Here is a 13,335-nt window from a genome sequence, read left to right as displayed (position 1 = left end):
GCGCGTCAAACAAGATGAGAGCCGTGCGTCAATCAGGATGAGAGTACTGGCGTTGCGGCAGCGGTGGAGGGCGTAGCCCAGAACCGCTGCCGCAACGCCGCGCCGAGGAGTCCGCCCCGCTGCCGGGGTGCCTTGTCGGTGGTCGCGGTAAATCGGGTATGAACAGCTCTTCCATGTAGCGAAGGGAGGCTGAGTTGCCCGGCCGACACATCAACGACCATCAGATGAGGCTCTTCATGAAGTACAGACTCAAGGAAGGACCAGCTCAAGCGGCTGCGCGCGCCGGGTTCAGCGCCGCCACGGGTTATCGCATCGATCAGGACCGGCGACTGCCATCGAAGAAGAAGGCACCACGTGCGCGTCGCCGTCCCGATCCCCTGGCGGCAATCTTTGACACAGAGATCGTGCCGCTGCTCCAGTGCGCTCCCGGCATCCGGCCGATAGCCGTACTGGACGAGATGCTTCGGCGCCATCCCGACCTTCCGGGCAACGTGCGCCGCACACTGGAGCGCCGTATTCGGGACTGGCGCGCACTCCATGGCGAGGAGCATGACGTTATGTTCCGTCAGGTACACGAACCCGGTCGTCTCGGGTTGTCCGACTTCACCGAGATGGACAGCTTGGGCGTCACCGTGGCGGGTGTCGCGCTTGACCACCGCCTCTATCACTTCCGGCTGGCCTGCTCGGGCTTTGAGCACGCTCACGTCATTCTCGGCGGCGAGAGCTATGTCGCGCTGGCCGAAGGGCTGCAGAACGCCATCTGGGCACTCGGGGGCGCGCCGCGCGAGCACCGCAGCGACAGCCTGTCGGCGGCGTTCCGCAATCTCGATGCCGACGCGCGCAAGGATCTGACCACGCGTTACGATGCGCTGTGCGCCCACTACGGCATGCAGCCCACACGCAACAACCGTGGCGTTGCCCACGAGAACGGCTCCATCGAGAGCCCTCATGGCCACCTCAAGAGCGCAGTGCGTGATGCGTTGCTTCTGCGCGGCAGTCACGACTTCGACGATCTCGGTTCCTATCGCCGCTTCATCGACGAGATCGTCGGTCGAATCAACGCGCGTAATGGCAAACGCATTGAGCTCGAGCGGGCACTGCTTCAGCCGCTTCCGGCCCAGCGTACGTGTGACTACGAGGAAACGCGCGTGTACGTCACGACCACCTGCGGCTTCGTCCTGCGCAAGGTGTTCTATACCGTCCCGTCCCGGCTGATCGGCCATCACCTGCGCGTGCGCCTGTACGACGACCGGCTGGAGCTGTTTCTGGGCAGTACGGCCCTGATGACACTGCAGCGCGGCCGTGCGGGTCCCAAGGGCAAGCACGGCCACGTCATCAACTACCGGCACGTCATCCACGCGCTGCGCCGCAAGCCCATGGCACTGCTCAACCTGGTCTACCGCGATCAGATCTTTCCGCGCGAGGCGTATCGACTGAGCTTCGATCGCCTGCTCGAGTAGCTCCCGCAGCGTCAGGCATGCAGGACCATGGTAGAACTGCTCAGCCTGGCCCACGAGCACAACTGCGAAGCCCAACTGGCCAAGGCGCTGCAACAGTGCCTGGACGATGGACGGTTACCCGATCTCGACGCACTGTGTTCGCGCTTCGAAGCGAAGCCGACGAGCAGCATGCCAGAGGTGAACATCCAGCTCGCCGCGCTGAGCGACTACGAAGCCCTGCTTGACATGGCAACGGAGGTGACGGCATGAATCTCGACATCGACGCCACCCGCCTGTCGCTGCTGCTCAACGATTTGCGGCTGCCCGCCATCAAGCAGATCTGGTCCAGCTTTGCCGAGCGCTCCGACACGGAAGGCTGGCCGGCAGCGCGCCTGCTGATGGCGCTGGCCGAACACGAGATCGCCGAGCGCGATCGACGCCGAGTCGATCGTCACCTCAGGGACGCCAAGCTCCTGCCGGGCAAGACACTGGAGAACTTCGATTTCGACGCGGTGCCAATGGTGTCGCGCGCGCACGTCTCGGCGCTTTGCGCGGGCGACGGCTGGTTGCGTAACGGCACCAACCTGATTCTTCTGGGGCCTAGCGGAGGGGGCAAATCGCACTTGTCGTCGGCCATCGGACTGAGCCTGCTGGAGAAGGGCTGGAAGGTCCTCTTCGCTCGCACTACCGACCTCGTGCAACGGTTGCAGGTCGCGCGCCGCGAGCTCGCGCTGGAGTCCGCCATCAAGCGGCTGGATCGCTTCGACCTGGTCATCCTCGACGATTTCGCATATGTCAGCAAGGATCAGGCAGAGACGTCAGTGCTGTTCGAGCTCATCAGCGCCAGGTACGAGCGCCGTTCCCTTTGCATAACGGCCAACCAGCCGTTTGGCGAATGGGACAAGGTTTTCCCCGACCGGGCCATGACGGTGGCCGCCGTCGACCGGCTGGTCCATCACTCGACCATCTTTGAGCTGAACGTCGAAAGCTACCGTCGCCGTACTGCCCTGCAGCGCAAGCAGCAGGGACCGGGACGCCCGGCCAGTCGAGCGACACCAAAGAACGTTGGCGTGCCACCGACACAGGAGGATCAGCACGGCATCGACCTCACCGAATGACCCGCTGTTCTCATCCTGATTGACGCGCGGCTCGCAGGCAAAGCTAGCCGGCGTCAATCAACCCCGGATTCACCTTCCACGCCACCACATTCTCATCTGATTGTCGTGCAGCCAGAATACCTGCGGCGTCACCATTACACAGCAATCCTCATCGACTGATCGCTTCAGCTTGATTGTCGCGCGACACCCACTCGCCCGCGTCAATCAACGCCGCACGTCAATCAATAAACGCTTGCCAGCGTCAATCAACATCGGCATCATCATTTCTGCCGCGACATTCTCAACTTGATTGTCGCGCGTCTCTCATCCAGATTGTCGCGCCACACGGTCGGCTGGTTGGACGCTGACCGGCCACGAAGGGACGTTCGACAGCCTTCTCCAAATTGGCGACAATCCGAGCTTTAAGAGTCGGCGCTTCGCAGGAGAACAGGATGGAAGATCGAGTTGAGCTACTGACAAAGCGCCTATGTTTGCGTCGAGCGCGACAAGGTGATGCATCTGTCCTATTCGAGAATTACACGGGAGCCCAGAATTGCTCACGCTTCCTTCAACGGCATGCCCATAAGGACGTCGCCCACACTGAAGCGATGCTCGAAAAGTGGTGCATTACGGCTTGGGATGAAAGCGACGCGCCTTTTGCCTGGGTCATTAGCACACGAGACGACGACGAGCCGATGGGTCTATTCGTTGTGATCCCCGAGCGACACAAAACCGAAATTCACTTTGGAGTCGGCGAGCGATTCTGGGGCTGCGGACTCGCAGTTGAGGCTGGCCGAGCCGCTGTTTCGGCACTTTGGCGTTCGCCCAACATCCAAAGAATCTGGACAGTCTGTGATGTTGAAAACACGGGCTCGCGCCGCGTTCTGGAGAAACTTGGATTTGAGTGCGAGGGGACGTTACGGAAATGGTTAGTGCTTCCTGCGTTCGGGAATCTGGCGAGAGATTGCTACATATTCTCCAGCACGTCCGGTACCGTCGAGGGGGAGTAATGTTTGCAACTCCGACGTGTCAGACCGGGTGCGGCCATCTACGGTCCTTCCACGGGCCGCCCAATTGAACGCTCAGACGTCGGTTCTTCGCTTAACGCACGGCTCAGGTAACCGTCAGGCACGCGGGATCTAACTAACCGGGGCTCAGCCGCGCGAGTGGACTGCCTGCGAAGGGATCGTTCGTCCAGTCTCCGCCCGCCTGCGAGGGCGGCCTGATCACTGACCCCGACGATCGCTCGAAGTGTCCGATGGATTGCCCGGCGCTAGTGGCCTGCTTCAGCCAATGAGGCATAGCCCCTTCGCCGCTCCAGCTATCGCCATTCGCGCTGCGGTAGCGGTCAGCTTCCGGTACGACCGCGAGTGCGGTGGCCAGATCGTCCGGGCTGATGCCGAAGTCCTCCATGCGGTGCCGGAGATAGGCAATCATGCTGTCCCGCTTGCGTTCATCCATGAAACCTGTTTCCTTTCAAATCGGTGGCCGGTGTTTCGTTGATTCGCACGCGACAGACAGGACCGCTCGTCGCGTTGCCGATTTCAGACTATTCGCCAGGGCCGAGGATGACGTCGATTGACGCCTGACCGGCGATCTCCGCGACGAAGTAAGCCCAACGGCGGGAAAACGGTCCGCCGCGAACCTTGATACGCAGCCCTAGCGCCGATACTCCCGGGGCGGGGGTCGGACCGTGTATGCGAAACCACGCGTCATACATGTCTTCGGAAGTCGGCACCAGGTCAACATCAATCTCAAACCCGCGATAGTTCACTGTTCTCTGCATACCGTCTCTTCACATTCCACAATACAGCTCAGTCGGCTGCTTCACAGGCTCTGCACCGCACCCACGTAGCTCTTGGTCGCGTCTTTCAGCTGCTGTGCTGCGGCCTGCACAGGCGTCGGCAGCTCGCTCAGTGCGAGTTGGGTGACAACACCGTCCAGCCGCCTGCGAAGCTCTATCACGAGGTCCATGACACTGGCGTCGCCGACACGCCGGCGATTGCTCAGCCTCGAACCTACCAGCGAGCAATCGACAAGACGGTCAACCTTGCGGAAGTAGGCCTGGGCTGCCAGACGGTGCCTTGCATGGAGCGATGCGATGTTCGACTTTGAGAGGCAATCTCTCACGACATCGACATTCATGCCGAAATGAATCTGAAGCGCGTCGGAAGCATCCGCCCGGTGAAAACATGCCACCTGGTCGAACAGCGTCTCGCCATCTCCGTCGATCAGATCAATCCAGACCTCACCGTCTTCGAGCGCCTGTCCCGAGGGATGAATCACCCGTTCGTCCTCATTGGCGGCAGCGAGCATCCGGTGGCCGTCGACATCATCAACCGGCATTTCGAAAATCTCGACCAGCTCCCCGCTTACCGCGACCTGCATGATCAATAACGCCATCTCTGCTCCTTGTATTGCGATTGACGGGAATAGCGTTGTGTCGATCAGGCGACCGGATCCCGTGATCCGGTTGAGTGACGTTCTGGCGGGCGCAAGCTTGAGCAGCCTTGGGGCGCTTCATCGCGACGTTGTGTGAGCAGTATGATTGGCGCTGATGTGACAGACATGACGGGCTTTCTCGCATCATGCGGTGAGCATCCTGCGCGCCCATCTCCACCGGCCTACTGGCGAGGCGCCAAGCGGTGTCGCCGCAATGAAATCAGTTCATGCAGGCAGAGGTGCTCTTGCTGTGTATCGTTGCGGTCTGACGGGGTCTGCGCCCACGGCTCGTCGATCATCGATCGCCGTCCATCTTGCGGCTACGATGCAAGTGTATTGCCGACTACCCGCGACTGTCGACCCAGTCACGCGCCCAGGTCGTAGCGTGTCCCAGGGCCTGCGTTTCATTATCGAAATAGTCGAGCGCGTGGAACTTGTAGGAAACAGGATCAGCCTCAAGGGCATCACCCCTGACGAGCAGAAGGTTGGCGGCAAACCAGCCGTCCGGCAACCGATGTGCAGAAGGGGAGACTGAATAACCGTTGTAGTGGTGGAGATGTTTATTATTTTGCATAAGCAATAACCGGGCGACGCCCGTACGACATATATATCGTACAAGCGAAATAAATTGAAAATAAGGCGAGACGGGGATCGTGTCGGAAAGACAAATGATGCGCGCGGTGAAACAACGGCGATCAGATCGGGAGCGCACGGCTCCGCGAGGATACTAGTCAGGCAGACAAGCAAAGGGCCGGTCTACCGGCCCTTGAAATACGTTACTGCGGCAAGATATTCGCGGCCTGCATACCCTTCGGGCCGCGCTTCGTCTCGTAGGTCACCTTCTGGTTTTCTGCGAGCGTCTTGAAACCGTCGCCGCGAACTTCCGAGAAGTGAGCGAAGAGATCGTCGCCGCCAGCGTCAGGAGTAATGAAGCCAAAGCCTTTGCTATCGTTGAACCACTTAACAGTACCGGTATCCATGAGAATTCCCTGAAATAAAAATAACAGCTCCGTTGCGGAGCGACAAAAACTTCAAGGAAGAAGAGAGGACAACGAGTACCGCGCAGACAAGGCGGAAAATGGTGATCAGCAATCGAGCTTCTTGAATATTTCGAGAGCCACAGTATAGTGACCGGGCAACAATGTCAACGCTTTTCGTCCTTCGCCCTCTCAAGGTAGCCGGGAAAGATTCAGCCCACGATTCCCAGAATGACGAATTCAGCGAGTGCCTTCACGTCGGCTGGCTTCGCAACGTGGAGATCGAAGCCAGCCTGATAGCATCTGGCGGCGACCTCGCGTGGCGGCATTTCTCCCGTGACCGCAACGAGTAGTGTCCGTTTGCCTGAACGCTCGGTGGTCCTCACATGCCGCGCCACCTCATATCCACTGGCGCCCGGCATGTCGATATCGAGCATGGCCGCGTCGGGCTGCCAGGTTGAGAACCACCGGAGCGCGGTGATGCCGTCAGTGGCGGTGCGCACCTCAAAATTGTGAGACTCGAAAAACACGGCGACTGCTGCCATTGCATTGACGTCGTCGTCCGCAAGCAGAAGCTTTTTGCGCATAGGAGGCGAAAAGTGCGGCTGGCGAAAGTGCAGTGCGGAGCGTTCAAGTTGACGCACGCGACGACCTTCGCCGGCTTGAATTGCTTTAACCGCAATCGGTTTTGTAACGTACCCATGGTTTCCCGACGCCGAGGCGTAAGCGCTGGCGTGTATGAAGATCATGGGCTCCTAGACTGCGTCATGTGCGAGGACTGCTTACCTGTCATTGCACCTGGGTCCACCGGCACGCCATATGGCACCTGCCACAAAGCTTATGGCCGCAACCGCTGCCAGCGTCATAAAGGGATTCGTGGCTGCTGTCTCGCGCACTGCGCTCGCGGCGTCGGCGCGAACCTGCTGCGCCTTACTGGAGAGCTCGCGCACCTTTCCCGCCAGTTGCGCCGCAGAGTCGCCGACCAGCGCGCCGGCTGCGCCCTGAACCTTGCCAGCTACTTCCTGGATCGCACCTTCTGCCTTTTCCGTTTCCATTCGATGCTCCGTTAAGCTAAACATTTTTCAAGCGATGAAACAGCAAGGCTCGCAGTCTCGCCGGCAGGCCGACCTGTCGCAACGACACTCGCGTCTTCACTAGCGCGCAAGAACCAGGCCCGGCCCCGCTATCAGCGAATGATTGGACGGTAAATGAGAAGTCCCGACAGAAAAGAAGGAAGCGGCAACCGCGGCTCATCGCGATCACCCGCTCGGCGGGCGATGAAGAAGGAAGCCAGCGGGCGCAGCGCAGGTTCAGACGCGTCGTGTGACCTGAAAAAGGACCGCCTCCGCCAGCCGTCCCGGGTACCGTGCGATCAGCGGGCATGCATCGGCAGCCAGCGTTCCGGCACGATGGTCTGCCTGACACGTGGTCCCCTGCGCAGCGCCTCGCCGGTCCGCCCCGCAGCATCGACAAATGATGGTAAGGTCTCGGGAGGCGTTGCAATTCTGGCCTGTTCAACGCTCACGTTGCAGCCGCTCCTTCGCACCGTGGGAAGGGTAGGTAAATCAACGATCGGGCCGCGGAAACTGGGGCAAGAGCAATGGAGCGACTGGTCGATGTACTGGACAGCAGTGGCGCTGTCATTCACACCTATCCCATCACGCTCGGACAAGCGGAAGATGAGACGGACGACGCGGCTTACGAGGCAAAAGCTCTTGAGGCAGCCGCCCACGGCCGCCTGGTATCCGACGCAGAACTCCAGAGCCTTTCCGCCAGAATCCACATCGGCCGGGGCGGCCAGATGGCTCCCTACGGCGATGACGTGGCGAGCAGTTCGGAAACGAAATTGGGCCTTGAGCAGAGCGTTCGCGAGCGCGCCTACTTTCTGTGGGAACAGGACGGGCGCCCTGCCGGACGTGCAGAGGAATACTGGCATCGCGCGCTGGAGCAGCATCTGCGGGAGCGGGCTAATGTACTCTGGGTTCAGGATGGAAGTCCTGAGGGGCGTGCCGACGAATACTGGCACCGGATTCGCGACTTCGAGGCGCAATGATCGCCACAAGGCCATTGATTTAACCCGCGGCGATCACCTACCCATCATTTCACTTCGCAACCGCAACGTGGCCGCACAACGCTAGCCAATATCGATCGTGCGGCTGGCGGATCGCAAGGGTTCATGCTTCGGTACGGTCAAGGTGAGCACACCCTTGTCAAACTTTGCGAGGGTATGGTCAGCATCGGCGTTTTCAGGCATTGGTATCGTGCGCGTGAAGGCTCCGTAAGCGCGCTCCAGACGATAGCAGCCGTCCTCCTCACTGTGCACGTCCTGTCTTTTCTCGCCGCGCAGCACCAGCGCTCCGTCCTCAACGCTGATCGTCAGATCGTCCCTTTCCATGCCCGGCAGCTCCACGGTCACGCGCAGTATCTTCCCTTCGTCGACCACATCGATGCGCGGCTGGAAACGCGATGAGCTGAAGTCGCCGAACCATCGTTCGAGCGTGCCGCGCACGGCAAACGGATCGAGAAAGAAATCCTCCATCGCACGCAGGGAATCACGCGAGAAAAGCCGCTGAATGTCAGGCCATGTGGCGCGCCCCTGCTCGCTGGCTGTCTGAGTGTCAGGGCCGTCCGTGCCGGACTTGCCTACTGACCCGCGAATGAATTTGAAGGGGTTCCACTTTTTCAGGTCGTTATTCATCGTATTCACCTCGATGGTTTGACAGGAAAACTGGATATCCATCTGGGCCCACAGTGCAAAGTTTCTGCTTGCGTGGCGGGGCTGCGCCTCGCGAGGAGCCACCATTTTTCCATTAAGTTCTGCATTCGCGCTTCCACGGCGCAGGTGATGGCGGCCTCAGGGCCGCCATCAATTCTTGCCCGTCATCGCTGCTGATCGTCCGGGCTTACCCTGTCTGCACCTCGATGCGTCGCGGCCTTGCTTCGTCGCGGCGCGGAATGGTCAGTCTCAACACGCCGTCCCGCAGGTTCGCGTCGATCTTCGATGTGTCGAAGTCCGGGCTCAGCGAGAACGCACGCGCGAATCGCGGTTCGCGGATCTCGGCGTGCTGCAGCCGCAGACTGGCAGGTGTCGGTACGATCGCTTCGGCCTCGATATAGAGATTGCCGTCGTGCACTCTCACCTCGAGCCTCTCTTTCGTGACGCCTGGCAGGTCCGCCCACAGTGTGATGCCCTGACTGTCCTCGAATACATCAACCGCGGGGGTAAGTGTCATCCGCCGCGCCTGCTGCTCCCCCTCGCGTCGTGCTGCCGTTTGCCGGTCGCGTTCAGCAACCTGTGTCCTGTCGTTCATGGCTTGCTCCTTGAATAACTGGCGTTACTGGACGGTGATGGCCCGCGGCTTCGACGCTTCGCGCTTGCCCACGGTAATCGACAGGCAGCCGTTCGTGTAGCGCGCCTGCACCTTGTCGGGGTCCGCATTCTGCGGCAGTTCGATCACGCGCCGGAATGCGCCGCTGAAGCGCTCCTGCGCGTAGGTGCGAACGTCGTCGCGACTGTCGCCACTGGCGTGTGGTAGTGCCGGCTTGCGCTCGCCGGCAATCGTCAGCAGCCCCTTGTCGATCGACAGGTCGATCGCGGCGGCGTCGATGCCCGGCGCGAACGCGACGATCTCGATCGAGTCGTCGGTCGCACCGATATTGATCTGCGGGAATGCGCCGGCATTGCCGGAACGGATGCTGGATGGAAGGCCGCCGAACAGGCTGGCCATCTGGCGTTGCAGACGGTCGAACTCGCTAAACAGGTCGGTTCCGGAATAGAGATCACTCATGGTCGTATCCTCCGTGAATGCTGCATGGAGGCGAACTGGCCTATGCGCTCCAGTCCGCCTGCCAGCTGCTGGCAGACAAATCGAAACACGCAGCGCGCCAAAACACGGCGTCTGCTTGAGCGAAATCCAAAATAGGCCTTCCAGCGAAAACTTCAAGGGGGAATATTGAAATTTTTTTGGGCTTGAAATCTTTGAACGGGCGCCTATTGTCGAACGCATCGAAAGATCTCATGGAGGACATCATGGAGTTTGGCTCTGACTGGCTCACGCTGGGAAGGCACCGTGTGCGGCTACGCTCGACCAGAGGCTTTCCGACCGAAACAATGCACAGCGTTGCGGAGGTCGTGAGGCTCGCAATCGACAACAACATGAGTGCGCGCGCGCGGCTGGTCGAGATCGTCTTCCAGCCGGATCAGATCTACGATATAGCCGTCGGCACAACCGTGGTGGAAGACAGCGTCTGTGCGCCGCAACTGGAAGCGGCGATGTCGGTGGTGCTCGGCCTGCCGACGGAACAGGTGAACGTCACCGTGACGACGGTCAGCCAGGAGGAAGTCGACCTGCACTTCGGCGTCTACGAGCGCATGCTCGCCGAGAAACTGGGCGTTGTGCCGCCGATCCACTGATTGCCCGGCTATTGCGCTGCGGCGCAACGGCGGACCTGAGTTGATTCGCCGGGTACGCCCGGGTTCAGAACCAACACGTCAGATGGGAACAGCATCATGAAACAGCGCTCAAGGGCACTGCTCGCGTTGGCCATTCTGGCTGCCAGCCCGGCGGCGGCTGCAGCGGCTGAGCCACCCTTGAAGACCTTGCCGTCGCAACAGGACATCTGGATCACGGGCACGATCCAGCGGGGCCACGGACAGTACGCGCCGGGCGACTATACGACGCTGCGGCTGGACCGTCCGTCAACCTCGCCGTGTAACGACAAGGTCGTCACCGACATTGTGCTCGGTATGGCGGGCGTACCCGAGCCTTTGCTCCTGCTGCCTTACCTGGGCCAGCGGGTTGCGGTCAGGGGACGAGTCATCTGCCCGGGTACCGACACCCGGTTTACGCCGACGCCGGACTTTGTATTTCCGATCTATTGACAGCAGGTGCGGGACGTCGGGCCGATATCACGTTCACGTCGCGACCGGCGTATTTTTCCTCGAGCCGGCAATCATCTCCGGCACTGCGATTGCCGGCTGACAACCGGCCACTCGGTGAGGGCGTTGCCCTGGTCCGGATACGCTCCATCGCGACTGGAGCCGTCGCTGCGGACCTGAAAAGACATGCCGCCGCCGAGTCTGCCCAGAGTGGCTGATGTGGCCGGTCATCGAGTCGCCGCAATGCCGATCCCAGGTTATGGCATGCGCTGCATGCCGGCCAGATGCAGAGGCGCTGTTATCCGTCGGTTCACGAGGCATCAGATCCGGATTTCAGGCGCGAGGTGAGCGGCAGGGCCGAAGCTCATCGCAGTGCGACGCTCGCGGCCAGATGGATGGTCTCCTGAGCCGTCGTTCCCCGTGTTACAACGCGATTGCAGGACTGGGCGGGCACCTCGTCGAGGACTGCGTCCGACCACCGCCGGTCAGACCGTCCCGAAATCGACCTCGCACGCGTGGTCAACTATCCAGTTCCTGCACATAACCGTCCTACCGTGGTGAGAAAAATCTGCATCGGGACCGGCTTCTGAAGACAGGCATCCCAGGCGTTACCCCCAGCGTGAGCCTCATTCACCGGTGGCGGAGCCGATGTGTGCACGAGGATGGGCACCTGGGCCAGGTTTGGCTGCGCGCGCAGACGGCGGCACAGTTCGGCGCCACCCATCACGGGCATCATCCAGTCCGTGATAACCAGGTCCGGCAGGCGTTCCCGTATCGCTTCCAGCGCCTGCGCACCATGGGCGGCGCAGCGCACGTCATACCCCTCTGCGCTCAGTATCAGATGCCATGCCGCGAGCAGGTCGGGTTCGTCGTCGACAAGCAGAATAGATTTCATGAGACTTTGGCCCGGCGTTATGCGTTTTCGCTTCTGTCTGACGCGTGCCCTTGCCAGCAAGGTATGTTCCAGCAACTCGATTGAAGGATAATGAAACGCAACGACACGGCCTACCACATCGGGGCGCTCTCTGGCGAGGGGAGGGACTGGGGTCTTCCCCTTGCCGCGTCAAAGTCGGTGGCCATTGCCTTGTACCCATCTCAGGAAATGCCTGACACATGCTGTGGCACCACGTGCTCCGTTACATCCCAATACTTTTCCGCGAACACGAAATATGACTGACACGCAAGCAGGGCCGCTTCGCAATTTTGCTGCGTTTCTGCGTCGGGAACGGACCACCCTGATGGAACAATGGATGAAAGCGGTGTTCGGCGATGCAGGCCTTGTCGAGGCCGACAAGCTAACGTACGCCCAGCTCGCCGATCATCTGCCGGAAATCCTGGACGGGATCTGTACCGCGCTTGACGCGCAGGACCTCGAACAGGCGGAGCCGGCAATCGAACGCGACGCCCGCACACATGGAAAGGTCCGCTGGCAACAGGGCTATCGCATCGATGAACTGGTCCACGAACTGGACCTGTTCCGACAGGTGCTGGCTGACGCGGCTGAGATGTTCGCGGAATCGAACAGCGCATTCACGAGGCGCCACGAAGGGCGCGCCCGGCGGCTGATCGATGAAGCGCTTGGCATCGTCACCGTCACGTCCATCCGGGAAGCGGTCACCGAGCGCGACCGGAAAATTGATGAATACACCGGTAGTCTGGAGCGGGCAAACCACGAACTGACGCTGAAGCAGCGGCTCGTGAGCGAACTGTACGAATCGCGCATGCAGATTACCCGCAGTGTGGTGCACGATCTGCGCAATTTTCTGAATGCATTCTCCATTGCGCTTCAATTGATTTCGCGTGCGCCGTCGAAGGCGGAAGCCGGACTCGCGCTAGCCACCCGGCAGGCCGCGGACATGAAGCAACTGGTGGACGACATGGTCGAATATTCGGTGGTACTCGGCGACAGCACCCCGCTCGCAGTCGAGCCGTTCGACCTGCGTGAACTCTTTGATGAGCTGGTCACGTCCTGCCGACCCGCTATCGAGGCGAAGGGGTTACGCCTGTCTACCCGCTTCGAAGCGGACGTGGCAACGGTGCTGTCGAACCGCATCAAGGTGAAGCAGGTGGCGCTGAACCTGCTGTCAAACGCGACCAAGTACACGAAAACCGGCGAAATCGAGCTGGCTATGGGCGGCTACGGCGAAAGCAGCTGGTATCTGCGCGTTGCCGATACAGGGGTAGGCATTGCGCCCGCGGACCGGGTCCGCGTATTCGACGAATTCGAACGGGCCGCGGGCGACGATATACCCGGCGTGGGCCTCGGACTGGCGATCGTCAAGGAGCTTTGCCGGGTACTCGACGGCAGGATTCGCTTTGAGACCCGCCAAGGGCTCGGCACGACCTTTGATATCCGCTTTCCCCTCCGGAATGAGGCTTCCCAGGACTCGAACCACTGAACGTGAGAGATGTCTTTAACGATCCCTGGTGGTTTCCCAGCAACAGAGATGTCAACCTGATCCAGGCCATCGACGCACAGCCGCCGACGGTGCTCGAGGAAT

Annotated in this window: 16 protein-coding genes and 1 pseudogene; 7 read left to right on the top strand and 10 right to left on the bottom strand. The window is 60.7% G+C overall.

What is annotated here, in order from left to right:
• Positions 1-194 precede the first annotated feature (194 nt).
• From istA to FA94_RS39855, 3 genes and pseudogenes are all read left to right on the top strand, one after another.
• Positions 195-1,709 (top strand): annotated as a pseudogene (gene istA, locus FA94_RS06255) (IS21 family transposase).
• Entirely contained in the window at positions 1,706-2,557 is an 852-nt protein-coding gene (gene istB, locus FA94_RS06250) for an IS21-like element helper ATPase IstB (RefSeq protein ID WP_035547934.1), read from the top strand. The pseudogene istA and the gene istB overlap by 4 nt, the downstream one beginning before the upstream one ends.
• Before the next feature lie 431 nt (positions 2,558-2,988).
• Positions 2,989-3,546, top strand: coding sequence for a GNAT family N-acetyltransferase (locus FA94_RS39855; RefSeq protein ID WP_051980395.1), 558 nt, complete (start codon positions 2,989-2,991; stop codon positions 3,544-3,546).
• 133 nt (positions 3,547-3,679) lie between these two features.
• Here the strand turns inward: FA94_RS39855 and FA94_RS06240 are convergent, their stop codons facing one another.
• The 6 genes from FA94_RS06240 to FA94_RS06210 form a co-directional block, all read right to left on the bottom strand.
• Positions 3,680-3,997: an H-NS histone family protein gene (locus tag FA94_RS06240; protein ID WP_035547932.1), complete on the bottom strand. Its 318-nt coding sequence runs from the start codon at positions 3,995-3,997 to the stop codon at positions 3,680-3,682.
• Positions 3,998-4,363: 366 nt separating this feature from the next.
• Complete coding sequence (locus tag FA94_RS06230) at positions 4,364-4,939, bottom strand: hypothetical protein (protein ID WP_035547927.1); 576 nt, start codon at positions 4,937-4,939, stop codon at positions 4,364-4,366.
• A 382-nt stretch (positions 4,940-5,321) separates the two neighbouring features.
• Entirely contained in the window at positions 5,322-5,552 is a 231-nt protein-coding gene (locus FA94_RS06225; protein WP_035547925.1) for a hypothetical protein, read from the bottom strand.
• Positions 5,553-5,754: 202 nt separating this feature from the next.
• The gene (locus FA94_RS06220; protein ID WP_035547921.1) at positions 5,755-5,958 is read right to left on the bottom strand and encodes a cold-shock protein; all 204 of its coding nucleotides are present in this window, start codon (positions 5,956-5,958) and stop codon (positions 5,755-5,757) included.
• 209 nt (positions 5,959-6,167) lie between these two features.
• Positions 6,168-6,704 (bottom strand): response regulator, encoded by a 537-nt coding sequence (locus FA94_RS06215; RefSeq protein WP_051980393.1) that lies wholly within the window; start codon positions 6,702-6,704, stop codon positions 6,168-6,170.
• A 33-nt stretch (positions 6,705-6,737) separates the two neighbouring features.
• On the bottom strand, positions 6,738-7,010 hold the full coding sequence (locus tag FA94_RS06210) for a CsbD family protein (RefSeq protein ID WP_035547919.1): 273 nt from the start codon (positions 7,008-7,010) through the stop codon (positions 6,738-6,740).
• A gap of 545 nt (positions 7,011-7,555) precedes the next feature.
• Here FA94_RS06210 and FA94_RS06205 point away from each other — a divergent pair.
• Positions 7,556-8,008, top strand: a complete 453-nt coding sequence (locus FA94_RS06205) for a DUF2934 domain-containing protein (RefSeq protein ID WP_035547917.1) — start codon at positions 7,556-7,558, stop codon at positions 8,006-8,008.
• Positions 8,009-8,089: 81 nt separating this feature from the next.
• Here the strand turns inward: FA94_RS06205 and FA94_RS06200 are convergent, their stop codons facing one another.
• From FA94_RS06200 to FA94_RS06190, 3 genes are all read right to left on the bottom strand, one after another.
• Positions 8,090-8,653, bottom strand: a complete 564-nt coding sequence (locus FA94_RS06200; protein WP_035549408.1) for an Hsp20/alpha crystallin family protein — start codon at positions 8,651-8,653, stop codon at positions 8,090-8,092.
• A gap of 205 nt (positions 8,654-8,858) precedes the next feature.
• Complete coding sequence (locus tag FA94_RS06195) at positions 8,859-9,266, bottom strand: Hsp20/alpha crystallin family protein (protein WP_035547914.1); 408 nt, start codon at positions 9,264-9,266, stop codon at positions 8,859-8,861.
• Between the two features lie 24 nt (positions 9,267-9,290).
• Positions 9,291-9,743 (bottom strand): Hsp20/alpha crystallin family protein, encoded by a 453-nt coding sequence (locus FA94_RS06190; RefSeq protein ID WP_035547913.1) that lies wholly within the window; start codon positions 9,741-9,743, stop codon positions 9,291-9,293.
• Between the two features lie 242 nt (positions 9,744-9,985).
• On the opposite strand from FA94_RS06190, the gene FA94_RS06185 reads away from it, so the two are divergent.
• The gene (locus tag FA94_RS06185) at positions 9,986-10,369 is read left to right on the top strand and encodes a hypothetical protein (protein WP_035549406.1); all 384 of its coding nucleotides are present in this window, start codon (positions 9,986-9,988) and stop codon (positions 10,367-10,369) included.
• A 96-nt stretch (positions 10,370-10,465) separates the two neighbouring features.
• Positions 10,466-10,837: a hypothetical protein gene (locus FA94_RS06180; protein ID WP_035547911.1), complete on the top strand. Its 372-nt coding sequence runs from the start codon at positions 10,466-10,468 to the stop codon at positions 10,835-10,837.
• 520 nt (positions 10,838-11,357) lie between these two features.
• On the opposite strand, the gene FA94_RS06175 is transcribed toward FA94_RS06180, so the two are convergent.
• Entirely contained in the window at positions 11,358-11,729 is a 372-nt protein-coding gene (locus FA94_RS06175; protein ID WP_035547908.1) for a response regulator, read from the bottom strand.
• Between the two features lie 274 nt (positions 11,730-12,003).
• On the opposite strand from FA94_RS06175, the gene FA94_RS06170 reads away from it, so the two are divergent.
• Positions 12,004-13,233, top strand: a complete 1,230-nt coding sequence (locus tag FA94_RS06170) for a sensor histidine kinase (protein ID WP_035547905.1) — start codon at positions 12,004-12,006, stop codon at positions 13,231-13,233.
• Positions 13,234-13,335 lie beyond the last annotated feature (102 nt).

It is taken from the genome of Burkholderia sp. 9120, from assembly GCF_000745015.1.
In the GTDB taxonomy this organism is placed as follows: domain Bacteria; phylum Pseudomonadota; class Gammaproteobacteria; order Burkholderiales; family Burkholderiaceae; genus Paraburkholderia.
The sequence above is the reverse complement of the archived record's forward strand: the minus strand, read 5'-3'. Positions and strand labels throughout refer to the sequence as shown.

Coding starts and splice junctions, on each gene's coding strand:
- istB (WP_035547934.1), top strand. CDS start 1,706: ATGAATCTCGACATCGACGCCACCCGCCTGTCGCTGCTGCTCAACGAT.
- FA94_RS39855 (WP_051980395.1), top strand. CDS start 2,989: ATGGAAGATCGAGTTGAGCTACTGACAAAGCGCCTATGTTTGCGTCGA.
- FA94_RS06240 (WP_035547932.1), bottom strand. CDS start 3,997: ATGGATGAACGCAAGCGGGACAGCATGATTGCCTATCTCCGGCACCGC.
- FA94_RS06230 (WP_035547927.1), bottom strand. CDS start 4,939: ATGGCGTTATTGATCATGCAGGTCGCGGTAAGCGGGGAGCTGGTCGAG.
- FA94_RS06225 (WP_035547925.1), bottom strand. CDS start 5,552: ATGCAAAATAATAAACATCTCCACCACTACAACGGTTATTCAGTCTCC.
- FA94_RS06220 (WP_035547921.1), bottom strand. CDS start 5,958: ATGGATACCGGTACTGTTAAGTGGTTCAACGATAGCAAAGGCTTTGGC.
- FA94_RS06215 (WP_051980393.1), bottom strand. CDS start 6,704: ATGATCTTCATACACGCCAGCGCTTACGCCTCGGCGTCGGGAAACCAT.
- FA94_RS06210 (WP_035547919.1), bottom strand. CDS start 7,010: ATGGAAACGGAAAAGGCAGAAGGTGCGATCCAGGAAGTAGCTGGCAAG.
- FA94_RS06205 (WP_035547917.1), top strand. CDS start 7,556: ATGGAGCGACTGGTCGATGTACTGGACAGCAGTGGCGCTGTCATTCAC.
- FA94_RS06200 (WP_035549408.1), bottom strand. CDS start 8,653: ATGAATAACGACCTGAAAAAGTGGAACCCCTTCAAATTCATTCGCGGG.
- FA94_RS06195 (WP_035547914.1), bottom strand. CDS start 9,266: ATGAACGACAGGACACAGGTTGCTGAACGCGACCGGCAAACGGCAGCA.
- FA94_RS06190 (WP_035547913.1), bottom strand. CDS start 9,743: ATGAGTGATCTCTATTCCGGAACCGACCTGTTTAGCGAGTTCGACCGT.
- FA94_RS06185 (WP_035549406.1), top strand. CDS start 9,986: ATGGAGTTTGGCTCTGACTGGCTCACGCTGGGAAGGCACCGTGTGCGG.
- FA94_RS06180 (WP_035547911.1), top strand. CDS start 10,466: ATGAAACAGCGCTCAAGGGCACTGCTCGCGTTGGCCATTCTGGCTGCC.
- FA94_RS06175 (WP_035547908.1), bottom strand. CDS start 11,729: ATGAAATCTATTCTGCTTGTCGACGACGAACCCGACCTGCTCGCGGCA.
- FA94_RS06170 (WP_035547905.1), top strand. CDS start 12,004: ATGACTGACACGCAAGCAGGGCCGCTTCGCAATTTTGCTGCGTTTCTG.